Raw genomic sequence first — 26,215 nt, forward strand, 5'->3', positions numbered from 1 at the left:
CCGTCACGTACCGACCGCTCATCGCTTTAGGAATGCTGCATGTCCACCCCCACCGTTCGCGAACAATTCCTTGTCATCAGTGCCCTGGGCGCCAACCCCATGGAACTGACCAACATTCTGTGCCGGGCCAGCAACGACAATCGCTGCTCGGTCGTCACCTCGCGCCTGACCCGCCACGGCGAGTGCAGCGCACTGGTGCTGCAGGTCACCGGTAGCTGGGACGCCCTGGCGCGTTTCGAAGCGGCGCTGCCGACCCTGGCCAAGAAGCACACCTTCACCGTGAATGTGGTGCGTAGCGCCGAACTCGAAGTGCGCCCGCTGTCGCTGCCCTACGTCGCCTATGTCAGTGCCGCGTACCGCCCCGACATCATCAACGAGCTGTGCCAGTTCTTCATCGACCACAACGTCGAGCTGGAGAACCTGACCTGCGACACCTATCAGGCACCACAGACCGGCGGCACCATGCTCAACGCCACGTTCACCGTGACCCTGCCGGCCGGCACCCAGATCAGCTGGCTGCGTGACCAGTTCCTGGACTTCTCCGACGCCCTGAACCTGGATGCGCTGATCGAACCGTGGCGCCCACAGAACCCCATGTAAGGAAACCCGCAATGGCCGTAGCACTCGACCAACCCGTCGCCGATTTCGAGGCGCAAGCCACCGGCGCCAAGACCGTCAGCCTGAGCGGCCTGAAGGGTCGCCAAGTGGTGATCTACTTCTACCCCAAGGACAGCACCCCGGGCTGCACCACCGAAGGCCAGGGCTTTCGCGACCAGTACGCGGCGTTCCAGGCGGCCAACACCGAGGTGTTCGGCGTATCGCGTGACGGGCTCAAGTCCCACGAGAACTTCAAGGCCAAGCAGGGCTTCCCGTTCGAGCTGATCAGCGACAAGGACGAAGCCCTGTGCCAGCTGTTCGACGTGATCAAGCTCAAGAAGCTGTACGGCAAGGAATACATGGGGGTGGACCGCAGCACCTTCCTGATCGACAGCGAGGGTGTGCTGCGCAAGGAATGGCGCGGCGTGAAGGTGCCCGGGCATGTGGAAGCGGTGCTGGCGCAGGCGCAAGCATTGAACAAGGGCTGAAGCGCTTCGCCGGCGAAGCGTGCGCCGCGGCTAGAGCAGCGGCGCCACCACCGGCTCACGCCGCGGCCAGGCGTCGAGCACCGCCTTGAACAGCGTAGCCAGCGGGATCGCGAAGAAGATCCCCCAGAAGCCCCACAATCCGCCAAACAGCAGTACTGCGCAGATGATCGCCACCGGGTGCAGGCTGACCGCTTCGGAGAACAGCAGCGGCACCAGCACGTTGCCGTCCAGCGCCTGGATGATCGCGTACACCGCCATCAGGTAGATGAACTGGTCGCCCCAGCCCCACTGGAACAGGGCAATCAGGGTCACCGGTACGGTTACCACCACCGCCCCCACATACGGCACCACCACCGACAACCCCACCAGCAGCGCAAGCAGCGCCGCATAGTTCAGGCCCAGTGCGATGAACGCGATGTAGGTGGCCACGCCGCAGATCAGGATCTCGATGCCCTTGCCGCGAATGTAGTTGGCGATCTGGCGGTTCATCTCCTCGGCCACGCGGGTCATCAGGGCCCGCTCGCGCGGCAGGTAGCCGCTGACCCAGCGCGCGATCTGCTCGCGGTCCTTGAGAAAGAAGAACACCAGGATCGGCACCAGCACCAGGTAGATCATGATGTTGACCAGCAACGGCAGGCTCGACAGCGAGAAGGTCAGCGCCCATTGACCAAACTTGCCGATCTCGCCGCGCATCGCCTCGATGGCCTGCAGCACCTGCTCATCCGAGACCAGATGCGGGTAGCGCTCCGGCAGCAGCAACAGCAGCGACTGCCACTTGCCAAGCATGCCCGGCAGTTCGTTGAACAGGGTGATCAACTGGTGCCAGAGCAACGGCACCAGCACCAGCAGGAACACCGCCAGCGCGCTCAGGAACAGCAGGAACACCAGCCCCACCGCCACCTTGCTGGGCACCCGCAGGCGCTCCAGCGCATTGACCAGGCCCTGCATCAGGAACGCCAGCACCATGCCCGCCAGCACCGGCGCCAGCATGCCGCCCAGGGTCAGTATCGCGGTGAACCCCAGAAACAGCAGGACCGCCAGCACCACCGCTTCTTCATCCGAGAAATAGCGGTGCAGCCAGCCACGAAGCACTTTGAACATCGGTGATCCTTAAAGAGAAAGGTTCAGGCTTTCTTGAGCCAGTAGGTGTAGACCCCGGCGTCGGCCTGCTCATGCAGCAGCGTATGACCGGCCAGGCGGGCAAAAGTGCGGAAGTCGCGCTGCGAGCCGGCATCGGTGGCCACCACCTTGAGTACTGCACCACTGCCCAGGCGGTTGAGCTCCATCTTGGCCTTGAGCAACGGCAAGGGACAATTCAGGCCGCTGGCATCCAGTTCGGCGTCGCAGGGTACGGCATCGGTCATCGGGCTTCTCCAGGCAGGTACATGCCCACGGCAGGTAGCGGCATGCACAGACCTCGTAGGATACCGCCACTGGTCGTCAACGTGTGAGCCGGCTACAGTAAGGTTCTTTGTCGACCCGAGCTTCGTGCATGAATTTTCTGCGCCCTACCCTGCTGACGCTGGCTTGCCTGCTGGCTCTACCGAGCCATGCCGACGACCTGCCGTCACTCGGCGACGCCAGCTCGGCCATCGTTTCCCCGCAACAGGAACATCAACTGGGCCGCGCCTGGTTGAGCCTGCTGCGCGGCAACGTGCGCCAGCTGTCCGACCCCCAGCTCAAGGACTACGTCGAAACCAGCGTCTACCGCCTTGCCGAAACCAGCCAGCTGCAGGACCGGCGCCTGGAGTTCATCCTGATCGACAGCAAGGAACTCAACGCCTTCGCCGCCCCCGGCGGGATCGTGGGGGTCAACGGCGGCCTGTTCCTGAACGCCCAGACCGAGGGCGAGTACGCCTCGGTGCTGGCCCACGAACTGGCGCACTTGTCGCAACGCCACTTCGCCCGCGGCGTGGAAGCCCAGCAACGCATGCAGCTGCCGATGATGGGTGCCCTGCTGGTGGGCATCATTGCCGCCGCTGCCGGGGCTGGCGATGCCGGCATCGCCGCGATTGCCGGCACCCAGGCCGCCGCGATCCAGGAACAACGGCGCTTCTCGCGCCAGAACGAACAGGAGGCCGACCGCATCGGCATCCTCAACCTGGAAAAGGCCGGCTACGATCCGCGCAACATGCCGACCATGTTCGAACGGCTGATGCGCCAGTACCAGTACAGCGCCAAGCCACCGGAGTTTCTGCTGACTCACCCGGTTACCGAGTCGCGGGTCGCCGACACCCGCAACCGTGCCGAACAGGCCCCCAAGGGCGGTGTGGACGACAGCCTGCGCTACCAGTTGATTCGTGCACGCCTGCAACTGACCTACGAAGGCACGCCGGGCCTGGGTGCCAAGCGCTTCCGCGCCCTGCTGGACGAAAACCCCAACCTGGATGCGGCGCGTTACGGCCTGGCACTGGCGCAGATCAAGGGCGGCCAGCTCAACGAGGCCCGCGAGAGCCTCAAGCCCTTGCTCGCCAAGGCACCCAACGACATCACCTACAACCTTGCGCAGATCGACCTGGACGTCACCAACAACCGCCTGGCCGATGCCCAGCAACGGGTGGAGAAGATGCGAGCCCTGTACCCGGGCAACTACCCGCTGCAGCAGTCACGCATCGACCTGCTGCTCAAGCAGAACCGCCCGGCCGAGGCAGAGAAGGCACTGGATGCGCTGCTCAAGAATCGGCCACAAGACCCGGATGTCTGGTATGAGGTGGCGGAGGTTCGCGGCCTGTCGGGCAACACAATCGGCCTGCACCAGGCTCGCGCCGAGTACTTTGCTCTGGTGGGCGACTTCGACCAGGCCTTGCAGCAGCTCGACTACGCCAAGCAGCGGGCGGGCAACAACTTTGTGCTGTCGTCGAAGATCGATGCCCGTCAGCGCGAGCTGATGGAACAGCAGCGGATGGTCAAGGACATGATGCGCTGACACGCATCAAGGTAGCGCGCACACCATATCGCGGGTCAGCCCCGCCCCCTTGTGGGAGCGGGCTCGACCCGCGATGCTGCTTTCAGGCGTTGCCGGAGAGCTTGAGCCGCGCCGCCTGGGTGAAGTCCAGCATGCGCTTGAGTGGCTTGAGTGCCTGCGGGATAAGCGCCGGCTCGACGAAGATCTCGTTGCTGCCCTCGCGCAGGCACTGCAAGGTGCGCTCAAGCGTGTTCATCGCCATCCACGGGCAGTGCGCGCAACTGCGGCACGCCGCGCCGTTGCCGGCAGTGGGCGCCTCGACGAAGACCTTGTCCGGGCACAGCTGCTGCATCTTGTAGAAAATGCCGCGGTCGGTGGCCACGATGAAGGTCTTGTTCGGCATGCGCTGCGCAGCCGCAATCAGCTGGCTGGTGGAACCCACCGCATCGGCCAGGTCGATCACCGCCTCTGGCGACTCGGGGTGCACCAGGATCGCCGCGTCCGGGTACAGCGCCTTCATGTCCAGCAACTGACGTGACTTGAACTCCTCGTGAACGATGCAGGCACCGTCCCACAGCAGCATGTCGGCGCCGGTGTTCTTCTGGATGTAACGGCCCAGGTGCTGGTCAGGCCCCCAGATGATGGTCTCGCCGTTGTCCATCAGGCTTTCGACGATCTCCAGCGCACAGCTGGAGGTCACCACCCAGTCGGCCCGTGCCTTGACCGCCGCCGACGTGTTGGCATACACCACCACGGTGCGCTCGGGGTGCTTGTCGCAGAACGCCGAAAAGTCCTCCACCGGGCAACCCAGGTCGAGCGAGCAGGTAGCCTCCAGGGTCGGCATCAGCACGCGCTTTTCGGGGTTGAGGATCTTCGCCGTCTCACCCATGAAGCGTACACCGGCCACCACCACGGTCTTGGCCGGATGCTGGTTGCCGAAACGGGCCATCTCCAGCGAGTCGGACACGCAACCGCCGGTCTCCTCGGCCAGGGACTGGATCACCGGATCACAGTAGAAGTGGGCCACCAGCACGGCGTCCTGAGCCTTGAGCTCGGCGGCGATGGCGGCACGGTAGTCAGCCTCTTGCTCGGGCGTCAGCGGCTTGGGCTGCTTGGCGTCGAGGTGGGCCTGGACCAGAAGGCGTTCGGAAATCTGGGTCATGTTCGCAAGACCTGCAGGCGCTAGTGCGCGTAAGTCGAGTGTATCACCGAGCCCTGGCAAATCGGATAACGGTTCAGCCTGTACGACAGAACCAAAGACCCTCTGCGGCCTCGGGTTTTATGGGTTGCCGAAGGCTACAGTTAATCGAATGAATTCTAAAGGGTTTTTTGCCAAACCAGGCTGGCGGGGCAAGCCCGCCAGCCCAGCGGTCAGTTGCCTGCCGGTTGCAGGCCGCCGAGGCTGGACATCACCAGCGCGGCGAACTCTTCAACGGTCATCTTCTGCCCGTTGAAGGCCACCTGGCCATCGGCATAGTGCAGGTTGGCAATGATGTCATTGCCCTTGAGCGTGGCCAGCTTGGAATACAAGGCCATCTGCCCGACCATCTCGCCGGCCATTGCGGCCTGCTTGACCTGCGCCTCGTCCTGCCCTTCCAGGCTGGCCTGCAAGGCTGCCAGGTCACCGATCATCGGCTTGGACAGCGACAAGCTGCTCTGCAGTTTCTCGATCATCTGGCGCACCAGCTGATCGGAAGGCAGGTCGGCCGACGTCGGCTTGGCCAGGTCAAGGGTGAGGTTGAAGCGACTTTCACCGTTGGCGGTCTTGAAGGAAAGGTCCTCCACGGCCACCTGAGGCTTGCCCGCCAGCAACTGCATCATCTGCACCTGCATCAGCGCCTGCTCTTCGGCATTCAGCTCCAGCTCGGGCGGTTGGCCGGCAGCGGCCGTCTCCTGCAACTGGGGCATGTGCTTCTCATAGATCGCCATGATCGCCTGCAGCGCAGGGATATCGAAGCGGTTGACCGCCACCACCAGTTGCCCGCCGCCCACGGCCTTGCCGTCATAGGTGATGGCGTCGACCTTGTAGGCGGCCCTGGCATCGACCTTGTCGCCGTTGACCTTGTAGGTGTTGCGTTGCTCCACACCCTTGACGGTCAGCGGTACCTGGCGATCGCCAAAGGTGAAGGCGCTGTCGTCCAGGGTCACGTCGGCCTGGCCTTCATAGAAGTCGTAGGGCGTCAGGGTGAGGTCTGCAACCAGTTTCAGGCCCTTGAGGTCGAACTTGAGCGGCGGCGTCTCGCTATCGACCATCGACACCTGCAAGGTGCCCATGCTGCCGTCGAGCTTGAGGCGCTTGCCTTCGAAGTCACCGCTCATGCCCAGGTCGAAGCCGGAGAACTTCACCGACGAACCGTCCTTGGCGATGTCCAGCGGCATCAGCCTCAACGTGCCGTCATACGACTGGTCATAGCCCAGGCTGAACTCGCCCTGCACCGGCGAGACATCACCGCTGGCCGCATACCACTCGGCTGTGGTGGCATCCTTCTCGATCGAGGTGCTGGATGCCGCCATCACCGGCATCAGCTTGAATGCCTTGACCCGCTGCCAGGGAAACGGCCCGTGCTCGATGCGATCGACCAGGGTCAGTTCCAGGTTGCTCGGCTCATCGCCCAGCTCCAGGTTCTGCACGGTGAACCTGTAACGCGCGACACTGCTGAACAGGTGTTGCTCCAGCGATACCAGCTCAAGCCGCGCCGTGGCACCCAGGCCCTTGAACGACTTTTGCATCTGCAGATTGGACTGTGCGGTAGCGTGCTCCAGCACGCCAGGCAACTGCTTGCCCGTATACCACGCCCCGGCCGTGCATACGGCCGCTACGGCGACGGCAAGCCCGCACACCACTCCCAGTGTTTTCTTCATGAATTGATCCGTTTGCTATCCATATTGAGGTGAAGCGATGTTACTCGTTGACGTCCATGAACTCCCGCGCCCAGACGATGTAGTCGCCGGGTACGGTGTAGGTATGGGTGAGTTCGGTGGCACTGAGGTCCGAGGCGCTGCTGGTGATGCGGCGCTGCTCGCGCAGGCAGTCGTAGGTGGCCTTGATCGCGGCGAAGTAGGCGCCATGGCCATCCACGGCGATACGCACGCCCAGCTCGGCCAGGCGCGTGTCGTCGTGCAGCTGCGGGTTGCCGTAGGTCACCAGCATCAGCGGCACGCTGACGTGGCGGGCAATCTCTTCGAGGTGATCGAAATCGCGGATGCCGACCATGCACACGCCGTCCGCGCCAGCATTCTGGTACGCGACCACGCGGGCAATGACTTCTTCGACCGGGATCAGCGCGGCATTGGTGCGCGCGATGATCGACAGCTCCTGGTCGACGCGAGCCTCCAGGGCAGCGCGGATCTTGCCCACGCCTTCGTCGATGCTGATCAGATCGGTGGACTTGCGCCCGAACTGGGCAGGCAGCAGGGTGTCTTCGATGGTCAGCGCAGCCACGCCGGCGCGCTCGAGCTCGGTGACGGTGCGCATCACGTTCAGCGCGTTGCCGTAGCCGTGGTCGGCGTCGGCGATCACCGGCAGCTGTGCGACACGCCCGATGCGCGTGGCCTGCTCGGCAAATTCACTCAAGGTGATCAGGGCAAAGTCCGGAGCCGCCAGCACCTGTAACGAAGCCACCGAGCCGCCCAGGATGCCGACTTCGAAGCCGAGGTCGGCGGCGATTCGCGCAGACATCGGGTCGAACACGGAAGCCGTGTGATAGCAGACCGGGGAGGCCAGTAGTTTACGAAAGGCACGGCGCAAATCTTGGTGGGAGGCTCTAGGCATGATCATTCCAGTTTCTTCATCTTCATTCTGGAGGAGAACATACCATTCCTGCCCGACACTCCGACAGTCGCCAGACCCGAACCCAAACAAAAATAAGCGAACAGAAAACGAAAACGCCCCCCCTCCAGAAGCCCTGCACGCGCTGCCCCCCTCATTCTCAGGGAGAGACCAGTCGCGGCTTGCAGGGCTGTCGAGAGTGACCGCCCAAGGGCAATCTCAGACCGAGGCCACGATGAAGGTGCGCTTGAACGGGAACAGCGTGCGCCCGTCGTCCTCACGCGGGTAGTGCGCTTCCAGAAGCCTGAGGTACTTGCGCAGAAAGGCCTCACGGTCCTCGTCATCCAGGGAGCTGAGCACCGGGCGCAGTGCCGAAACCTTGACCCAGTCGAACACCGGCGACTGGCCTTCGACCACCTGCAGATGCTCGGTTTCCCAGATATCCAGCTTGCTGGTAAGCGGCGCCAGCAACCGGTAGTAGCAGTCCAGGGACAGGACATTGCGCGCCGACATGAACTTGCGCAGCTCCAGCGTGCCGATCACCCGGCCCGCAGGCCCGCATTCGCTCAGGGCCCTGAGCATCAGGTGGTACCAGGGTGCATCCCGCCAGTTGGGCATGTGCAGCGCCAGGTAGCCGCCGGCGTGCAGATTGCCGAGCAGCCGCGGCAGCAGGTTTTCGTGGTCCTCCATGAAATGCAGCACGGCAGCGGCGAACAGCAGGCTTGCCGGCTGCTTGGGCTCCCACTGGCCTATGTCGCTGTTCAGCCATTGGGCATTGACCGGCAGGGCTCGGGCCTCGGCGAGCATTTCTGCCGAGCTGTCGACGCCGAACAACTGTGCCTCTGGCCAGCGTTCGGCCAGCAGCCGGGTGGCGATTCCGGTACCACAGCCCAAATCATAGATGGACGCTGGTGCCTGCAACGGCAGGTGATCGAGCAACTCGATCACCGGACGCTCCCTCAAACGCGAAAACTGTTGATAGCCTTGCGGGTCCCAGGTCGTACTCCCGCGCAGACCCTGTTGCTGTTTTACAAGCATTGCCACGTTCCTCTCGCTCCATGCGATCAATATTGCCGTCCAAGATTGTTCAACACCCTCAACATCAGCGCGATACCACGTCGCGTTTGCGGCTCGCGCAGCAGTTGCACCAGGCCCAGCAGGCTTGGTGGCTGGGTATCGCTGCTCTGCGCCTGCGCCATGCGCAGCGCGTTGCCCACGGTCCAGGTCAGGGCTGTCACGTCCTCGAACCCATGGGCCAGCTTGTCCACCATCGCGGTGTCGAGCAGGTCGACCAGGTCGGACCCCAGCGACAGCAAGTCGATGATGTTGTCCATGCGACCACTGACCAGCAGCGGTTCGAGTTTTTTCATCAGGGCGTCAACGCCCGGGTGAGCAAGGTGTTCCACGGTAGGTTCGAAGGTTTCCATATCGACGTACTCCTGCACCGCTCGACTCAGATCATTCCACGGGCAACCGCCCAGTAGAGGCCCCGGTTGAATCCATTGCGCAACAGGCCGCCCAGCTTGGTCGGTGGGGTGGGCACCACATCCTGCTGGTAGTTGTAGGTCAGTGGCATGCCGGCGTTGAGGCCCATCTGCGCAACGGCCTGGACCTTCCCGTCGTAGACGGCGCAGGGGGTGCCCAGGCGGATCTCGCCGGCGATGTTGTTGGCCACCACCGGTGCCTGGTTATGGCAGGCACCGCCCGCCTTGCTGATGGGCAGGTCCATGGTGTCGCCGATCACGTAGACGTTCTCCAGGCCGTAGACCTGCAGGGTCTCGTGGTTGGTCGGCAGCCAGCCCTCGTTGTTGGGGGCCTGGGACGCACCGCTCTGTATCACCGCGTCCACTGCACGAATGGGTGGGGTCGCCATCAGGATGTCGAACGGCTGCGCCTGGCCTTCGGCCGAATAGGCAATACGTTGATCCGGGTCCACGCGGTCCAGGGTGAAGCCACGCTGAAACCTGATGTTCTTCTGTTCAAAAAGGGTGGGCAACAGTTCTCCGGTTGGCCGCTGCATGAACAGACAGTTTCTGAGCAATTGCGCAGTGGTCGGATAGGTATAAACAATTTCAATGTTATTGCGAACACCGCGACGGCGCAGCAAGTCATCCAGCATCAAGGTAGTTTCCACCGGCGCAATACCGCACTGATGCGGAACATTGGGCGTCTGTGGGAAAGAAACGGATATGAAGATGCGCCCTTTTTCAATCGTCATCAGACGTTGCGCCAATTGTCGCGCCGCCTTGTATTGATAGAAATGATCCCCCGCCTCCTGCAGCCCCTCGATGCGCTCGGGAGCGGGTACGCAGCCCGTCGCGATCACCAGAAAGTCATAGCCCACGCGCCTTCCAGAGCGGGTGTGCAGGGTTTGCCCGGTGAAGTCGAAGCGGGTCACCTCCTCCACCTGGAAGTCGATTTCAGGTCGCAACAGCGAACGCTCGGGCCGTTTCAGGTCTTCCTGGAAATAGCTGTTGAAGGCAACGTACATGAAGGCAGGTTTGTAATAATGATCCGGCGAATTCGACAGCAGTTTGACCGTGACCTGGTGTTTGAGTATTTCCGGGTAAAGTTGTCTGACCAATTGATTGGCGAGCATCGTGCCGCCTACACCTCCCCCCACGACGACAATAGTTTTAGACATAGCCCCACTCCCTGGCTGGTTTTGAATCCATGCCAAGTACCATAGCAATTATAAAAAAATGCCATATACAGAATCGCTATAGCAAAACAGACATTAATTGCTGTTTCAAAAAAATATTACCCTTCCACCGGTGAAACTCTGCCCACTTAGCATTATTCCTTGGCACAGGCAGACTCTCCTCTGCCGCTGGCTGCTTTGTGTGAAATTTTATTAACGTTTCAATTTTCACGCCTGATCGCTGTTGACTTCGCTCCCCCTCCTGAGTAAATTGCGCGGGCCGGAAATCCGGCCTTTTTTCAACTCACCAAAGAAGCCAATGGACATAGTATCTAGACGCTGTCTGGTCATTGCCGCTGCGCAACGCCAGGCACTTAACCCTGAAAATGACGGGACTCGACTCCGCGGTCGGGTAAGCTGCGCTAGGGCTTGATGCTCCAACGTGGCTTGCCTCCCCGGTTCGTCCGGTCGCGAGGCACACGTTATGTACTTCACTTCTTCTGCAATACCGGGCGTACGCGCCTTCACTTCAGCCCTGCGGGCCAGGCTTCTGCGCGCGCCCAGGCTGCCCGTGCGTGCGCCAAGGCTCCTCTGCGACTCCCCTGCCAGCAGCGCCTTGCGGGCCCGTTGGCGCGTCTGCTCCACAAGCGGCCAACGCCAGCAGCGCTGGAGCCTGGACGACAGTCAGGACCCACCGAGTCGGGGCGCCGCCCTGTTTCTGCAGCACGCCTGATCCAGGTTTGCATGCATTCGGGGTGCGTACTTCCCCTTGAATAAACGGCAACTTTGCGCTTATTAAAAAACGAATTTCCTAGTTGGAAAATTCGCCGGCACTTTATTGCCTTCGCATTAATAAAAATCTGTGGAGCACATTATGGAAGAGGCCAGTAGTCGGTTCGCTGCCTGTGCACGTTCATTCAACAGGCAGCGAACGTCACCGCTAAAGATTCCACTCTTCGAATCGATCGCCTGCCCGCGACTCGACATACTTTCACTCGCCTATGATTAGTTGAGTTGTCGGTGTGTCGTGCCGCGAGCAGGCGGCAGGAGCACAGACCATGACTGTAAAAAACCCAACACCCCGCCACACCCACCCCACCCGTGACAGCAACAAGCTGTCGATGCGCGCCGCGCGCGAGGCCCAGAACGGCCTGGCCGTTACCCTGGCCAACGTCAACTCCAGCCCCGCCGGTCTCACCGAAGAAGAAGCCCAGGGCCGCCTGCAACGGGACGGCCACAACGAAGTCGCCCATGACCGTCCGCCCCATGCACTGGTGCAGTTGCTGCACGCTTTCAACAACCCCTTCATCTATGTGCTGATGACCTTGACGGGTATCAGTTTCTTCACCGACTTCTGGCTGCCGCTGCAGGCCGGCGAAGAAACCGACCTGACCGGCGTAATCATCGTGCTGGTGATGATGTTGGCGAGCGGCGTGATGCGTTTCTGGCAGGAACACCGATCGGCCAAGGCCGCCGAAGCCCTGAAGGCGATGGTGCGCACCACCGCAGCCGTGCTGCGGCGCGAGCAGCTAGGGGCCCAGGCGCGGTTTCGAGAACTACCCATGCGCGAACTGGTGGTGGGCGACATCATCCAGCTGTCTGCCGGCGACATGATCCCCGCAGACATTCGCCTGATCGAGTCCCGCGACCTGTTCATCAGCCAGGCGGTACTGACCGGCGAAGCCTTGCCAGTGGAAAAGTACGACACCCTGGGTGCGGTGCAGGAAAAATCCGCCAAGGCCCAGGCCGCCGACCAACAGGACCTGCTGGACCTTCCCAACATCTGCTTCATGGGCACCAACGTGGTCAGCGGGACCGCCACGGCCGTGGTGGTCGCCACCGGGGCTCGGACCTATTTCGGCTCACTGGCCCGCTCCATCGTCGGCTCCCGCGCGCAGACCGCCTTCGACCGCGGGGTCAACAGCGTGAGCTGGCTGCTGATCCGCTTCATGCTGGTGATGGTACCCATCGTGCTGCTGATCAACGGCTTCACCAAGGGGGACTGGGCCGAAGCCTTCATGTTCGCCCTGGCGGTAGCGGTTGGCCTGACCCCGGAAATGCTGCCGATGATCGTCAGCGCCAACCTGGCCAAGGGTGCGGCCGCCATGGCCAGGCGCAAGGTAGTGGTCAAGCGCCTGAACGCGATCCAGAACTTCGGCGCCATGGACGTACTGTGCACCGACAAGACCGGCACCCTGACCCAGGACCGCATCATCCTCGAACACCATGTCGATGTCGGCGGCAACCGCTGCGACGAGGTGCTGCAACTGGCCTGGCTCAACAGCCACCACCAGAGCGGCATGAAAAACCTCATGGACCGCGCCGTGGTCAGTTTCGCCGAGGACAATCCGCAGTTCACCCCTCCGGCAGCCTGGCGCAAGGTCGATGAACTGCCCTTCGACTTCGTACGTCGGCGTCTGTCGGTGATACTGGCCGATGCCAGTGGTGGTCACCTGCTGGTGTGCAAGGGCGCCGTGGAAGAGATGCTGGAGACCGCCAGCCGGGTCCGCCAGCAGGGCACTGCCGTAAGCCTGGATGCCGAGCGCCGTTCGGCCCTGCTCAAACTCGCCGAGGCCTATAACCGCGACGGCTTTCGCGTGCTGCTGGTGGGTACCCGCCAAATAGCCGCAGGCGAGACGCAGACCCAGTACAGCGCCAGCGATGAGCGCGAGCTGATCATCGAAGGCTTGCTGACCTTCCTCGACCCGCCCAAGGAAAGCGCCGGCCCGGCCATCGCCGCACTGCGCGACAACGGCGTGACGGTCAAGGTACTCACCGGCGACAACCCCACCGTTACCGCCAAGATCTGCCGGGAAGTGGGCCTGGAGGCAGGCGAGCCGCTGCTGGGCCGCGACATCGAGCACATGGACGATGAGGTGCTCGCGCGCCGGGTGGAAGAGCGCACGGTGTTCGCCAAGCTCACGCCACTGCAGAAGTCCCGTGTGCTCAAGGCCCTTCAAGCCAACGGCCACACCGTCGGGTTTCTGGGTGACGGGATCAACGACGCCCCTGCCTTGCGCGACGCCGACGTCGGCATCTCGGTGGACAGCGGCACCGACATTGCCAAGGAGTCGGCAGACATCATCCTGCTGGAAAAGAGCCTGATGGTACTGGAGGAAGGGGTGATCAAGGGTCGCGAGACCTTCGGCAACATCATGAAGTACCTGAACATGACCGCCAGCTCCAACTTCGGCAACGTGTTCTCGGTGCTGGTCGCCAGTGCCTTCATCCCCTTCCTGCCGATGCTGGCGATTCACCTGTTGCTGCAGAACCTGATGTACGACTTCTCCCAGCTGGCGCTGCCATGGGACAAGATGGACAAGGAGTACCTGGCCAAGCCACGCAAATGGGATGCCCGGAACATCGGGCGGTTCATGCTGTGGATAGGGCCAACCTCATCCATTTTCGACATCACCACCTTCGCGCTGATGTGGTACGTGTTCGCCGCCAACAGCGTGGAAATGGCCAGCCTGTTCCAGTCGGGCTGGTTCATCGAAGGGCTGCTGTCCCAGACCCTGGTGGTGCACATGCTGCGCACCCGCAAGATCCCGTTCATCCAGAGCACTGCAGCCTTGCCGGTAATGCTGGCGACGGGGCTGGTGATGGCGCTGGGAATCTACGTGCCCTTCTCGCCGCTGGGCAGCATGGTCGGCCTGGTTCCGCTGCCGTGGGAATACTTCCCTTGGCTGGTGGGCACACTGCTCAGCTACTGCGTGGTCGCCCAGACCATGAAGACCTTGTACATCCGCCGCTTCAAGCAGTGGTTCTGAAGAACGTGGCTCAGGGAGAACGCCTATGCGCGTACTGATTTGCGCCGGCCGCCATTACGCCGACAGCCGGGTGTGCCGGCAGGTTCTGGAAGCTTTCCAGCGCCTGCACCCGGTGCAGGTGGTCATCCACGGTGGCAGTCAGTTCCTCGGTGCACATATCGAGGACTGGGCCCGGGAAAACGCAGCCCACATCGTGCGCTACCCACCCAACTGGCAGCACCACGGCAAACAGGCCGAACGCCTGCGCAACCGCTTCATGTTGGCCGATAGCCGACCGGACATCGTGCTCGCGCTGCCCGGCGGGGCAGACACCGAAGAACTGCTCGAGCAGGCCCGAAGCCAGGACCTGCAGACACTCTCGGTAGGCAACCCGTAAACCGGTGACCCCCTCCCGCGCCAGCTCGCACCCAGCCGAGCTGGCGCGAACGCAATCTCCAGGTCAACCCGCAGATCACGGTTCAGTTGCTGAACAGGGAGGGAAATTCAACAGACGAAAAAAAACCCGCTTTCTCATGGAAAGCGGGTTTTCGAAATGGTGGGTCGTGTAGGATTCGAACCTACGACCAATTGGTTAAAAGACAATTGGGATCTAGGCCGAAATTTCCATCTAGGGAGGGGTTTTAAGCACCATTCCAGCGCCTAGGCACGCAGCCTCTAATGAAACCCACATTAGAGGCATGGCAATGACACATCCGAAGAAAGCAAGACGAGCAGGTAAGGTTTCCACCAAAGGCGGCACCGGTAAATCCACTGGATCCACCAATCTGGGGGCATTCACTGCAGACGCTGGGCTGCGCACCCTCCTCATCGATCTGGACCCCGTCCAGCCTTCCGCATCCTCCTATTTCCCCCTGGTGTACACCGCCCCGGGCGGCATTTTCGAGCTGCTGTCGTACAACGAGACCGACCCGGCCAAGATCATCTCCCGCACGTCGATCAAGAATCTCGACGTCATCATCTCGAACGACGCCAACAACCAGCTCAACAACCTCATATTGCAGGCGCCTGATGGCAGACTTCGACTAGCCAACCTGATGTCGGCTTTCGATGCCGATTACGACCTCATCCTCTTTGACACCCAGGGCGCCCGCTCTGCGATGCTGGAGATGGTCGTTCTTGCATCCGACATCATCCTCTCCCCCCTCCCCCCGAACATGTTGGCCGCGCGCGAATTCAGCCGTGGGACCATCCATATGATGGATGGCCTGCGCAGTTACTCACGCCTCGGCCTCACCATTCCCCACATCAACATCATCATCAACGGCCTGGATGAAACTGCTGACGCGCGCGAGATCCACCGCACCGTCCGTGAAATTTTCGACGGGAACCCTGACTACACCGTCCTGCAATCGATCATTCCAGATGCCGTCATCTTCAAGAAAGCCGCGAGCCAAGGCGTGCCGGCTCATCGACTTGAATATCGTCAACCGTCGAACCGTAAGTCGCCGTCGGCGCTGAACGTCATCCGCAGCCTGGCTATCGAGGCGTTCCCAGAATGGAAAGACCGCTTCGAGGCAATGACCGAAGAGCGTGTTGCCGAGATCGCCAAGGAGGCCCGCCGCGATGAGTAAGCACGCGATTACCGAGGCTGCCGGGATCACGGCCGATGAAGTCCTCAGCATTGGGAAACTCTACAGCTCCAATGAGTTACGCGGCATCCAGAAAAAGCTGACATCCGCGTCTGGAGACCTGCACAAGCTGGCCAACGGTTGGAAGTTGGGTGCCGGCTTGCTCGGTTCGCTCGGTGACCTTCTGAGCATTGAACAGCGCGAGCTACTCCGTAGTGCCGCACAACTCGTTGATTCGATCGGTCACAACGTGACCCATGCGAAGGAAAAGCGCGTTCGTTCCGAGAAAGAAACGAAACGCCGGCAAGATGCGCGTGATGCTCAGTCGAAACAGCTGGTAGCCCGTACGTTCCCCTTGCCTACCGAGACTCACGAAGAACTGCTGGAGACGATCAAAGCCGCACTCATCCTGAATCGTGCACGGCAGTTCAACACTTCCTTCAACCCTTCTGAATTCAACGTTTACATCAGAAACGAGCTGAAGACACCTGCTCGGCTCTATGGGCATTCAGTGGAGCAACACCGAGCCGGGAATGTCAGATCACTCCGCTACTTCATGATCAGCGACCTGACCAGCCACCTTGCTTATGACGATGGTTCATCGGTTGAGGAACGCCTGCGGCTCCTGCAGGAGAAAGTGGCCGAAGCTGTAGGCCTGGCTGCCTTGACAGCAGACGAACGCGAGACCCTGCGCCTCTGGCAAGAGGCCTTGGTGCCTGCAGCGGACACGCAGGAGGGCCAAGCATGAGCTCTGCCCCCATATCCCAATTCGCGGGCTCGCTTTGCCTATATCTCATGAACTGCTCGGTGGCACTGGCCACTGCCTATGGCTTGGGCTCGATCTTCAAAGCCCCTCATGTCGAGCTCGCGTTGCAGGGAGCGGTCTACTCAGCCTATGCGCTCTGTGTCTTCGGCGTGCTGAACACCCTGGCCTTGATCGCATCCGCGATGCGCAGCCGATCTCGCCGCGCCGGGGAGGGGTCATGATGGACAAGCAGAAGATCCTCGACAAAGTCACCAAGCTGATGGCTTTGGCCAACAGCCCAGGGGCAAACACGAACGAGGCAGCAATCGCATTGCGCCAGGCCCGCTCGCTCATGGCCCAGTACAACATCGACGCAGACGAACTGCGGGCCAGCCAGGTTCTTGAAGCAAGCATCCCCACGGGCACACGTCGATCCCCAGCGGATTGGTTGCATGCCCTCGCCGGAACGTGTGCAGCCGCATTCGACTGCAGCCACCTCTCCTACTACCACCCATTGAAGGGTTACTGCTTCAAGTTCCTGGGCAAGGGTATCGGTCCGGATCTGGCTGCCTATGCCTACAGCAGCCTCGTCCTGCAATTACAAAAAGCACGTCGCGAGCATGTCTCGCAGCAGAAACGGTGCCAACTGAAGACCAAACGACGCCGCGGCCAACTCTTTGCGGAGGGTTGGATTGGAGCAGTGGCCTACAAAGTTCGAGAGTTCGCGGGTGACCTGGCTCCGGAGATCAAGGCTGCGATCACGGCCTACTTGACCGTGCATCACCCTGACTTGAAGCAAAGCGACATCACGTCATGCGAAGCCAAAGGCCACGATCGTAGCTCGCTGTACGCAGGTATTCGGCAAGGCCGGCATGCTCAGCTCCACCACGGAGTTGGCCGCACCGAACAGCCTGGCATTTCCCACAGGGGTGCCAGATGACCGACCTGAGCTATTCACCTCCTCACTCCATGGAGGCCGAACAGGGCGTCCTGGGCGGGCTGATGCTGGACAACGAAGCCTGGGATCTCGTCGGTGACCTACTGCAGGCAGATGACTTCTTTCGGGGCGAACACAGGCTGATCTTCACCGCTATCCAGGAACTGTCAGAGAAAAACAGCCCTTTCGACGTAGTGACGATTTTCGAGCAGATGGCCGTCCCCGAGGAGGTTGGAGGACTTTCCTACCTGGCAGAGCTGGCCAAGAACACCCCGTCTGTAGCGAATATCCAATCGTATGCGGAGATCGTGCGTAATCGCGCACACCTTCGTCGCATCATGTCCCTGTGTTTCCAGGGGACACGGGATGCAGCAGAACTCGCTGCTGACGCGGCGGAGGTTCAGGACACGCTCGAGCAGAAGCTTTTCGCGCTGGGCGAAGGTCGCGTGGTACGTGAATTCGCCAACATGAACGAGGCACTGCTCTCTGTCGTCGACAAGATCGACGCGAATTTCAACGGTCATGTGACCGTAACGGGGGTGCCAACAGGCATCACCGATCTCGATGGAATGACGCGCGGCCTGCAGCCAGCAGACCTGATCATCGTCGGCGCGCGCCCATCCATGGGCAAGACCTCGTTCTGCTTGAGCATCGTAGATGCCGCGCTGACCAGTAAGCCTGACGAGATCGTGCTGGTATTCAGCATGGAGATGCCTACTGAGGCCCTCATCTATCGAATGCTGGCAATTTTGGGCCACATCGACCTGAGCAGGCTCCTGTCCGGTCAGTTGCAGGACGAGGACTGGCCCAAACTCTCCGCCGCCGTGCATCGCATGAACGCATACGGCAACCGTCTGGTCATCGATGACAGTGCGAACCTCACTCCTGGTGCGATGCGCGCCAAGGTTCGACGGGCTAGCCGGCGCTTTGGGAAGCCCTGCTTGATCATGGCGGATTACCTGCAACTCATGCGCTGCCCTGGGCAAGAGAACCGGGCCAATGAGATCAGCGAAATATCCCGATCACTGAAGGGGATCGCCAAGGAATTCAACTGCCCCTTCATGGCCCTCTCCCAGCTCAACCGGGCTCTGGAGCAACGTCAGAACAAACGACCAGTCAATGCCGATCTGCGCGACAGCGGAGCGATCGAGCAAGACGCCGACATCATCCTCTTCGTGTACCGAGACGAGGTGTACAACGAAAACACCGAGTTCAAGGGGATTGCCGAGCTGATTATCGGCAAACAACGCCAAGGGCCTACGGGCTATGTACGCGCAGCCTTTATCGCCAACCAAACTCGCTTCGCAAACCTCACTGCTGACCATTGGCAAGGAGCTGCCGCATGACGCTCACAGAATCCCATCTGATTACGCATGGCTGCCTTAACTGTGGCCGGCACTTCGCGCTTCATCAGGTACGGCAGGTGCATCCTGCTGAGCATACCCCTGAAGGTGAGGCAGAGGTTCTGGTATGCCCGGTCTGCGGCAGCTATGACCCCGTTCCTCTCTCGGAGGTGCCCAATGCAGGCTGAGCAAATCTACCCTTCGATCCCTGCAATCGCAAACACCGACCAATCGGCCTTGGCATTCGCGCACCAGTCTGGCGTAAACGCGGTTTGGCTGGATGCTCTCAGCCAGGTTGTCTCACGGCTCACCCAGTTCGGTGAAACCACGGTGCCTGTTGAGCTGAATGAGGCTCTGCAAGAGCTTGCACAGCTGCAGTACGTCGAGCTGGAAAGCCATGATGCTGGAACGCTGGCAGCGACCCTCCTTGGCCAACCAGCCCTGCTGACCAATTACTTCTGGTCCGTATGGGTACCAAGGCACCTCCTGAGCTGTGGTCTGAAGGTTGCAGTAACCCCCCATCTGACCAGCTCCGTGGAAGAGGCTCATCACTGCACCGTGGTCTTCCGGATTCCTGGATCGCGCGAGACTGCACGTGAGTTCCTCACCGACCTGGCCACCCAATATCCGGGCTGCACCCCGGAAATCGTGGCCATCCAAGCAGGTGATGCACTTTGCCCGAAGGAGGCCGGATCCAATGCGTAACCTTCTTCGCGGCGCCCACGACAGTGTCCGCCGGCTTGCTGAGTTTGCCCTCTCCGAGGGCTGGACTCTCTCCAGGTCCAATAGCGGCCACCTGAAGTTCAGCAAGTCCGGCTTCGCACCGATTTTCACTTCCTGCACACCTAGCGACCACCGTTCCGAGCGCAACACCCTGGCGTTGCTTCGCCGTGCGGAAGTCCAAAACAGCTCCTCGCGGGGGATTCAATAATGCCGATCCGACACGTAATTGTTCACCAGCTCGACAAGCAGCCCGACGGCAGCCCCGCCGTCCTTCATGCCCGTGACACTGAGCTCCCTCCGTCTGATGCTATCGAGAGTCTCCAGGGCGACCTGAACGACAGCTACAACGCCAAGCAAGGCAAAGCGTGGGGCTTCTTCCATGGGGAGTCGGGTGCGTACCCATTCAGCGGTTGGCTGAAACAGTACCTGGAGGAGCAGCAAGACTTCACCAGCTTCAGCCGTGTGTCTGTCGAACACCTGCAGAAACTGCTTGAAGAGGTCAACCTGTCCACCGGTGGCCACGTGCTCTTCAGCCATTACCAACAAGGCTTGACTGAATACTTGATGATCGCTGTCCTCCAGCAGGTCGAAACCGTCGGCCTGGACGGTGATCTTAATGTTGTGGCCTCTCGCTACCTGGACACCAGCAACTTCTCCTGCGCGGCCCGGATCAACCTGAGCGAGTGGCGCAACAACCCAAACTCGAAGCAGTACATTTCCTTCGTTAAAGGCAAAAACGGCAGGAAGAGTTCGGACTACTTCCGCGACTTCATCGGGTGCCAAGAAGGCGTCGACGGGCCAGGTGAAACCCGCACGCTTCTCAAGGCATTCACCGACTACGTCGAGAAAGAGGATCTCCCAGAAGAAAGCGCCCGGGAGAAAACCCACGCGCTGCTCGACTATGCCACCACCCAAACGAAGCTGGGGCAGCCCCTCTCTCTTAAAGAGCTGTCCCAGACTCTCGATGAAGACCGCCCTCAGGCGTTTTACGACCACATCCGCAATAGCGACTACGGCCTATCCCCTGAGATCCCGGCCGATAAGCGCACACTCAACCAGTTCCGCCGTTTCACCGGCCGCGCCGAAGGTCTGTCGATCAGCTTTGAGGCGCACCTGCTCGGTTCCAACGTCACCTACGACGCCGACACCGGCTCGCTGACGATCAAGAACCTGCCCACTCAGCTCACCGACCAACTCAAACGCCGCCAGTAAGGAGAACCACCATGAACGCAACCAATTCCCGTACCGCTGACAAGTTCGTGGTTCGCCTGCCGGATGGCATGCGTGAACAAGTGGCAGAAGTCGCCCGCAAGAACCATCGTTCCATGAACAGCGAAATCATCGATCGCCTCGAGCAAACGCTACTCAACGGTCAATTTGAACCGGCGCAGAAAGCCCAGGGCGACGGCACCAACGCAGAGGAGTTGAGATCCGAGCTGACCCGCGCATACCGGATCATCGATCGCCTGTTGCAAAATGCTGTTCCCACTCAAGACGACATTCAGGAAGTGCTGCACCTGGTTCGCCACTCTCCTCTGGCTCACCCGCACGTTGCTGCGGTAGGAGCTTGAGATGGCCGCTACAGACCTCAAAGCCAAGCTTCTCGCTCCAGGCTTCACTCCTACAGGCACCACCGCGGCCATGAGTGACCCTATCGCGGACACCCCATTGGTGCTGACTGTCGAGCAGGTCCTCCCTTGGGAGGATAACCCTCGTACCACTCGCAACCCACGATACGATGAACTCAAGGAGTCGATCCGCCACCGTGGCCTCGACACCCCTCCGCCTGTAACACGCAGACCTGGTGAGGAAAAATACCGGATCCGCAACGGTGGGAACACGCGAATCACAATTCTGAAGGAGCTGTTCCAGGAAACTGGCGACGAAAGGTTTCAGAGGATTAATGTTCTGTTCCGCCCATGGGATCAGATCCGGGGCGAGATCGTGATGCTCACCGGTCACCTGGCCGAGGATCTCAAAGGTGAGCTCAAATTCATCGAGAGAGCTGTCGCGGTGGGTCGAGCGAAGGCGCTTTATGAGGAGGAAAGCGGCGAGACCATTTCCCAGCGCGAGCTCGCTCGACGCCTATCTAAAGATGGGTACCCTATTTCTCAGTCCCATATCAGCAGGATGCTGGATACCCTGCAATTTTTGCTGCCTGCAGTGCCTGGTTTGCTCTATTCCGGTCTCGGTATCGACCGGATCACGAAAATAATCGCGCTGAGAAAATCTGCATTGGCTTGCTGGGACAAGCATTACAGCAATGAAGGCGTTGACTTCGAAATGCTGTTCCAGGACGTCCTTGCCCAGTTCGAGGGAGAAGCGGAAGAATTCTTGTTCCAGCGCTTCCAGGACGAGCTCATCGGCACGATGAAAAAATCGCTGCAGCTCGGCTACGAGGACATTCTGCTGGAGATTACCCAGCAGCAGGATAAGCTCCGTCGCTCAACGCCAGTGGTAGAAGTGCCGAGTACCGGCAAGTCCAGTAATCATCCCGCCAGCCTGTTGGGTACTGGTACAGCTTCACTGGTACCGGCATCGCAACAGCTACCTGAAGCTACTGGGCGTTCGCCGAAGCCTTCTCAGCCTCCCCACCAGCCAGCTGCTCCAATGCCGGGAGCTTCGCTCACACCAGAGCAAGAGCAGGAACGGATCGCAGGGCATATCGCGTCCCCAACGAACCTCAGCCTGCGGGTGATCGAGACCAAAGCGAAGGTTGCCGCCCTCAGCGGGGAAACGCTGCCCGATTTCAACTCGAACTGCCTGGTCGCCATCCCTGTGCAAGCCGGCGGACTGCACCCCATTACCGACCTCTGGTACATCGAGCGTCAGATTGACCAACCTGGCGAGTTGCGCAACCAGGTAGCCCAACTGGCCGTGGAGATCCTCGAATCCGTCAACGGCCCTGGCGATATCCAGGTAATCGATGGAGGGATCGGGTTCAAGTACAAACAGCCGGAAACCGAAGTTGAAGTCACTGCAACAGCTCAACATACGCTGACCCTGCTTCAGTCATTAAGCGGTGCGATGGCCATCGCTTTGAAGATGCTGAGCGACCAACCTGATCCTGCCAGCGCACTTGCTGAATTTGAATTCGCCGCTGGCCTGGGCCAACTATTGCTGGGCCAGCCCCTGAGTGCAGATCAAGCACCAGGTGACGAAGGCCGTTTGAGCGACGGTGCGCTGGTCAAGTTATTCCGCATCATTCGGCTGGCTCGACGGCTGATCGACTTGGAAATCGAAGAGTTCAAACGGTCCTCACCAGTCCAGGACAACTGAACACTCGATGAGATGAATGGGAGGGAGTCTCAATGTCCAAGTCAACACTTAACGAAGCGGTTCTCTCACAGCTGCTTGACCTCATGCGTAACGGTCAACTTCAGCGCTGTGTAGAGATGGGAGTTGAACCAGAGGTGCTGGGCCAGATCCAGCATCCAACAGTCCTCAGCTTGCTCCGCAATACCCCTGTTTCATGGGTCAACGTGTCAATCAACAGCTCAATGATCCTCAAGCTGCTGACCGGCGCCGCGCGTACAGAAGAGGAAACTCGCCTTATCGAGCGCGCGATCCGGCTGGGGGCCACGACCAGCTTGCTCGGCAAGTTCTTCGGGCTCACACCTCAAGAGATCGCCTTGCAGCGTACCGTCATTGGGGTGCGTGCCCCACGCGGTCGATGGCCAGAGCTCTCTGAAGATCAGGATCACCATATTTGGCACCGCTGGACCAAGTTGATGGATGAGCACCGCGTCGAGCTCGAGGACAGCTTGGCCATGCTCGATGTGGCCATGCTGGTTGCCGAGGAGCTGAGCACGGACGGTCTCACGCTTGCGCAGATCTGGTCACGGATCACTCAGTGGATCGAACAAGGCTTGTATCCAGGCAGCACAGAACGCTCCCGAGTCACTGAGCGACGACAGCTCACCCTTTTAGATGAGGGCGGCCTACGTCATGTCGATGAAAGCGGCACCGCCTCTATCCATCCTGGAGAAGGCGATCAGAGAAGATGAAGCTCACACGGTTCCCGATTTCCACGCTCCTAGATTCGGCCTCGGGGCAACTCGAGGCCCATGTGCAGAAGAAGAGAGCTGAGGACACCGCCCCTACTGCAGCGCCTGCTACACCCTACTCCGGGATAATTTTCAGCGGAAATCCGCATGAAACGGTCCCGCGTAAACTCCTGCTCGACAATCGGTTGACCCCCTTGGAACGGAATTGCTGGCAAGTCTTTCGACTGCTGGTCAACGAAGATGGAATCACGGCTTTCCCCACCTATGACCAACTGCGGCCCTACCTTGGCATGAATCCAGGTAAACACGCCTCTAGAGAAACCGTGGCAAAAGCCTTGACGGTGCTCCGTCTGACCCGCTGGTTAAGCCTGGGCCGGACCGTGCGGAATGAGATCAACGGCCAGGTTCAGGGGAACGTCTACCTCCTACACGACGAGCCTGTCACGCCGGCGGAGGCCCTGGAGTTCGACAAGGACTACATGACCTTGCTGATGCAATCCATGGAGCATCAGAACAAAGCGATCAAGGATATCGCGGCAATTACCTGGAGAGAATTCACCAGCGATCCAGACGTTGGCCGACGACTTCCCTCGCGCATTGACACGATTAGCGATCGACTGAACGCCCAGAGCTGGGCAGTTGAAACCAAACAAAATGCACTGCCCGCGCCTGAGTTCGGAATCCGAACTCAGCAAGACTTAGCCGTGGACGTACTGAGTTCGGAATCCGAACTCAGTACGAACTCAGCGAAACAGGGGGCCCTCCCCCTCAGTTCGGATTCCGAACTCAGCCTGAAACCACTGAGTTCACCCTCAGTTCGGAGTCCGAACTCAGCTAGTACGTATACAAATACAGACAAGTCTGTATCTAAAAGCTCTGTACAACCGCGCGAGAGTGCAGGTGTGAACTGGTTACTTGCCCTAGATCTCCTCAAGCCAGAGGACCGTGTGAAGGCACGTGAGATCATGGGGCCGGTACCGGAGAATCTCCGAGAGGCGGTGATCAACCAGTGGAAGCATCGCTGTACTAGCGGGAGTGTCGCCAAGCCCCTTGCATACCTGACGAGCCTTGCAGGCAAGGCCATACGGGGTGACTTCAACGCAGAGTGGAGCCCTACAGCGCCTGCTGCAACTGCGACGTCATCGCCAGCGGCCAGCGTGGTAGCACGGCCCACTCAGCCCGCCGTTCCCAAGCCGGCACCGACAGCGACTGCGATGCAGACAGCAAATTCCGCGCTGACCTCGCTGCAGGCCCTGCTTGACCCTCGACGCCGCGTGGAGCCCACCGATGAGTGATTGGATGGGTTCTAAGATCACTCTGGGATTGGCCTCTGTTGTGATTGGTATGCTGGCGGGCCGCGTTTGTACCTGGGGCGCTTGCTGCCTACCTGCACTCCTCGAGCGCCAATGGCAGCGGGATGCACGGGAACTGCTGGGGCTGGATTCAGAGAAACATTCCGACCTTCAACCGGCCAGAACCCCTTCGCGAGTAATCTGGACCGCGCAGATTAGCTGCGCTGCGTTGTCACTCGTGGTGACAATGCATTTTGGGCCAACTATGCAGGCCTTCTGTGCCCTGCTGTTTACCTGGTCGCTTCTGACTTTGAGCTTGATCGACAGTGAGCACCACCTACTGCCGGATTCGCTGGTAATACCAGGACTCTGGGCCGGCTTAGTCCTCAACTCCTTCGGACTGTTCACGGTACTGCAGGACGCTCTCTGGGGGTGTGTCGTTGGCTTTGGGTTCTTCTGGTCTGTGAGTCAACTAACCGGACTAATCACTGGCCGAGAAAGCATCGGTAGAGGCGACATTAAGCTGTTGGCATTGATGGGCGCGTGGGGCGGCCTACAGGTACTTGGCTGGACTATAGTTTGCTCTCTGCTAGGTGCAGGTCTAGCCGCCATGCTTCTCATACTCCTAGGAAAGCGACCTACCGACGCAAGAATTCCATTTGGTCCGTTCATCTCCGCCTCAGGTTGGAGCGCATTTGTGATTCTCACTCATTGATTAATAACCCATGGACCATTAGTCGAGTGATGCGGCCCGCATCATTTACCTGTTTCGACACCGGCGCCGAGGCCGGGTCGAGTGGTTCCACTGGAACCACCTGACAGTGATGCGGCCCGCATCATTCACCAGCATCGACACCAGCGCGAGCCCGGTCGAGTGGTTCCACTGGAATCCCCTGATAGTGATGCGGCCCGCATCATTCACCGGCACCGGCACCGCCGCGAGCCCGGTCGAGTGATTCCACCGGAATCGCCTGACAGTGATGCGGCCCGCATCATTCACCAGCATCGACACCGGCGCGAGCCAGGTCGAGTGGTTCCACCGGAATCCCCTGATAGTGATGCGGCCCGCATCATTCACCGGCACCGACACCGCCGTGAGCCCGGTCGAGTGATTCCACTGGAATCGCCTGATAGTGATGCGGCCCGCATCATTCACCAGCATCGACATCAGCGCGAGCCAGGTCGAGTGGTTCCACCGGAATCCCCTGATAGTGATGCGGCCCGCATCATTCACCGGCACCGACACCGCCGCGAGCCCGGTCGAGTGATTCCACCGGAATCGCCTGACAGTGATGCGGCCCGCATCATTCACCTGTTTCGACACCGGCGCCGAGGCCGGGTCGAGTGGTTCCACTGGAACCACCTGACAGTGATACGGCCCGCAACACCAGGATGGGGTGCACGACCAGGACAAATCCAGCAGCCCGGGT

The 26,215-nt window shown here is 60.5% G+C and carries 26 protein-coding genes; 17 read left to right on the forward strand and 9 right to left on the reverse strand.

Annotation, left to right across the window (positions count from 1 at the left end):
- Positions 1-39: 39 nt before the first annotated feature.
- Both NP552_RS04260 and NP552_RS04265 read left to right on the forward strand, forming a co-directional pair.
- The gene (locus tag NP552_RS04260) at positions 40-600 is read left to right on the forward strand and encodes a glycine cleavage system protein R (protein WP_043864223.1); all 561 of its coding nucleotides are present in this window, start codon (positions 40-42) and stop codon (positions 598-600) included.
- A gap of 11 nt (positions 601-611) precedes the next feature.
- A complete protein-coding gene (locus NP552_RS04265; protein ID WP_043864224.1) occupies positions 612-1,085 on the forward strand; it encodes a peroxiredoxin in 474 nt (157 codons plus the stop codon).
- Between the two features lie 30 nt (positions 1,086-1,115).
- Here the strand turns inward: NP552_RS04265 and NP552_RS04270 are convergent, their stop codons facing one another.
- Positions 1,116-2,186, reverse strand: a complete 1,071-nt coding sequence (locus NP552_RS04270; RefSeq protein ID WP_043864225.1) for an AI-2E family transporter — start codon at positions 2,184-2,186, stop codon at positions 1,116-1,118.
- Between the two features lie 23 nt (positions 2,187-2,209).
- Positions 2,210-2,449: a sulfurtransferase TusA family protein gene (locus tag NP552_RS04275; protein WP_043864226.1), complete on the reverse strand. Its 240-nt coding sequence runs from the start codon at positions 2,447-2,449 to the stop codon at positions 2,210-2,212.
- 128 nt (positions 2,450-2,577) lie between these two features.
- Here NP552_RS04275 and NP552_RS04280 point away from each other — a divergent pair, with 128 nt between their 5' ends.
- On the forward strand, positions 2,578-4,011 hold the full coding sequence (locus tag NP552_RS04280; RefSeq protein ID WP_043864227.1) for a M48 family metalloprotease: 1,434 nt from the start codon (positions 2,578-2,580) through the stop codon (positions 4,009-4,011).
- An 82-nt stretch (positions 4,012-4,093) separates the two neighbouring features.
- Here the strand turns inward: NP552_RS04280 and nadA are convergent, their stop codons facing one another.
- From nadA to NP552_RS04310, 6 genes are all read right to left on the reverse strand, one after another.
- Positions 4,094-5,152 carry a quinolinate synthase NadA gene (gene nadA, locus NP552_RS04285; RefSeq protein WP_274096457.1) on the reverse strand — a complete coding sequence of 353 codons (1,059 nt, stop codon included), beginning with the start codon at positions 5,150-5,152 and terminating at the stop codon, positions 4,094-4,096.
- Between the two features lie 209 nt (positions 5,153-5,361).
- Positions 5,362-6,852 carry a YdgA family protein gene (locus NP552_RS04290; RefSeq protein WP_058541515.1) on the reverse strand — a complete coding sequence of 497 codons (1,491 nt, stop codon included), beginning with the start codon at positions 6,850-6,852 and terminating at the stop codon, positions 5,362-5,364.
- Positions 6,853-6,892: 40 nt separating this feature from the next.
- The gene (locus tag NP552_RS04295) at positions 6,893-7,762 is read right to left on the reverse strand and encodes an isocitrate lyase/PEP mutase family protein (protein ID WP_043864299.1); all 870 of its coding nucleotides are present in this window, start codon (positions 7,760-7,762) and stop codon (positions 6,893-6,895) included.
- A gap of 216 nt (positions 7,763-7,978) precedes the next feature.
- Positions 7,979-8,797, reverse strand: a complete 819-nt coding sequence (locus NP552_RS04300) for a methyltransferase domain-containing protein (RefSeq protein WP_043864230.1) — start codon at positions 8,795-8,797, stop codon at positions 7,979-7,981.
- 26 nt (positions 8,798-8,823) lie between these two features.
- A complete protein-coding gene (locus NP552_RS04305; RefSeq protein ID WP_058541513.1) occupies positions 8,824-9,186 on the reverse strand; it encodes a DUF1641 domain-containing protein in 363 nt (120 codons plus the stop codon).
- A gap of 26 nt (positions 9,187-9,212) precedes the next feature.
- Positions 9,213-10,403 (reverse strand): NAD(P)/FAD-dependent oxidoreductase, encoded by a 1,191-nt coding sequence (locus tag NP552_RS04310; RefSeq protein WP_058541512.1) that lies wholly within the window; start codon positions 10,401-10,403, stop codon positions 9,213-9,215.
- A 1,055-nt stretch (positions 10,404-11,458) separates the two neighbouring features.
- Between NP552_RS04310 and mgtA the strand changes: the two genes are divergently transcribed.
- The 14 genes from mgtA to NP552_RS26010 all read left to right on the forward strand — a co-directional run bounded on the left by mgtA (position 11,459) and on the right by NP552_RS26010 (position 25,500).
- The gene (mgtA, locus tag NP552_RS04315; RefSeq protein WP_229589607.1) at positions 11,459-14,170 is read left to right on the forward strand and encodes a magnesium-translocating P-type ATPase; all 2,712 of its coding nucleotides are present in this window, start codon (positions 11,459-11,461) and stop codon (positions 14,168-14,170) included.
- A 25-nt stretch (positions 14,171-14,195) separates the two neighbouring features.
- The gene (locus NP552_RS04320) at positions 14,196-14,546 is read left to right on the forward strand and encodes a DUF2493 domain-containing protein (protein WP_210014251.1); all 351 of its coding nucleotides are present in this window, start codon (positions 14,196-14,198) and stop codon (positions 14,544-14,546) included.
- Between the two features lie 307 nt (positions 14,547-14,853).
- Positions 14,854-15,741, forward strand: a complete 888-nt coding sequence (locus tag NP552_RS04325; protein WP_274096458.1) for a ParA family protein — start codon at positions 14,854-14,856, stop codon at positions 15,739-15,741.
- Positions 15,734-16,486 (forward strand): hypothetical protein, encoded by a 753-nt coding sequence (locus NP552_RS04330; protein ID WP_274096459.1) that lies wholly within the window; start codon positions 15,734-15,736, stop codon positions 16,484-16,486. The genes NP552_RS04325 and NP552_RS04330 overlap by 8 nt, the downstream gene beginning before the upstream one ends.
- Positions 16,483-16,725, forward strand: a complete 243-nt coding sequence (locus NP552_RS04335) for a hypothetical protein (protein WP_274096460.1) — start codon at positions 16,483-16,485, stop codon at positions 16,723-16,725. Before NP552_RS04330 ends, NP552_RS04335 begins: the two co-directional genes overlap by 4 nt.
- Positions 16,725-17,423 carry a DUF2786 domain-containing protein gene (locus tag NP552_RS04340; RefSeq protein WP_274096461.1) on the forward strand — a complete coding sequence of 233 codons (699 nt, stop codon included), beginning with the start codon at positions 16,725-16,727 and terminating at the stop codon, positions 17,421-17,423. The genes NP552_RS04335 and NP552_RS04340 overlap by 1 nt, the downstream gene beginning before the upstream one ends.
- Positions 17,420-18,766 carry a replicative DNA helicase gene (dnaB, locus tag NP552_RS04345; protein ID WP_274096462.1) on the forward strand — a complete coding sequence of 449 codons (1,347 nt, stop codon included), beginning with the start codon at positions 17,420-17,422 and terminating at the stop codon, positions 18,764-18,766. The genes NP552_RS04340 and dnaB overlap by 4 nt, the downstream gene beginning before the upstream one ends.
- 174 nt (positions 18,767-18,940) lie before the next feature.
- Positions 18,941-19,468, forward strand: a complete 528-nt coding sequence (locus NP552_RS04350) for a hypothetical protein (protein ID WP_274096463.1) — start codon at positions 18,941-18,943, stop codon at positions 19,466-19,468.
- 225 nt (positions 19,469-19,693) lie between these two features.
- Positions 19,694-20,698 (forward strand): nucleoid-associated protein YejK, encoded by a 1,005-nt coding sequence (gene yejK / locus NP552_RS04360; protein WP_213607169.1) that lies wholly within the window; start codon positions 19,694-19,696, stop codon positions 20,696-20,698.
- Between the two features lie 11 nt (positions 20,699-20,709).
- Positions 20,710-21,057, forward strand: a complete 348-nt coding sequence (locus tag NP552_RS04365; RefSeq protein WP_274096464.1) for an Arc family DNA-binding protein — start codon at positions 20,710-20,712, stop codon at positions 21,055-21,057.
- A gap of 1 nt (position 21,058) precedes the next feature.
- Complete coding sequence (locus tag NP552_RS04370) at positions 21,059-22,765, forward strand: ParB family protein (protein WP_274096465.1); 1,707 nt, start codon at positions 21,059-21,061, stop codon at positions 22,763-22,765.
- A 32-nt stretch (positions 22,766-22,797) separates the two neighbouring features.
- Positions 22,798-23,493 carry a DUF2857 domain-containing protein gene (locus tag NP552_RS04375; RefSeq protein ID WP_274096466.1) on the forward strand — a complete coding sequence of 232 codons (696 nt, stop codon included), beginning with the start codon at positions 22,798-22,800 and terminating at the stop codon, positions 23,491-23,493.
- Entirely contained in the window at positions 23,490-24,788 is a 1,299-nt protein-coding gene (locus NP552_RS04380; protein ID WP_274096467.1) for an STY4528 family pathogenicity island replication protein, read from the forward strand. Before NP552_RS04375 ends, NP552_RS04380 begins: the two co-directional genes overlap by 4 nt.
- A 262-nt stretch (positions 24,789-25,050) precedes the next feature.
- The gene (locus NP552_RS26010) at positions 25,051-25,500 is read left to right on the forward strand and encodes a prepilin peptidase (RefSeq protein WP_443201027.1); all 450 of its coding nucleotides are present in this window, start codon (positions 25,051-25,053) and stop codon (positions 25,498-25,500) included.
- A gap of 45 nt (positions 25,501-25,545) precedes the next feature.
- On the opposite strand, the gene NP552_RS04385 is transcribed toward NP552_RS26010, so the two are convergent.
- On the reverse strand, positions 25,546-26,139 hold the full coding sequence (locus tag NP552_RS04385; RefSeq protein WP_274096468.1) for a hypothetical protein: 594 nt from the start codon (positions 26,137-26,139) through the stop codon (positions 25,546-25,548).
- Between the last annotated feature and the right edge of the window lie 76 nt (positions 26,140-26,215).

The organism is Pseudomonas sp. 8209 (genome assembly GCF_028682105.1).
Taxonomy (GTDB): Bacteria; Pseudomonadota; Gammaproteobacteria; order Pseudomonadales; family Pseudomonadaceae; genus Aquipseudomonas; species Aquipseudomonas palmensis.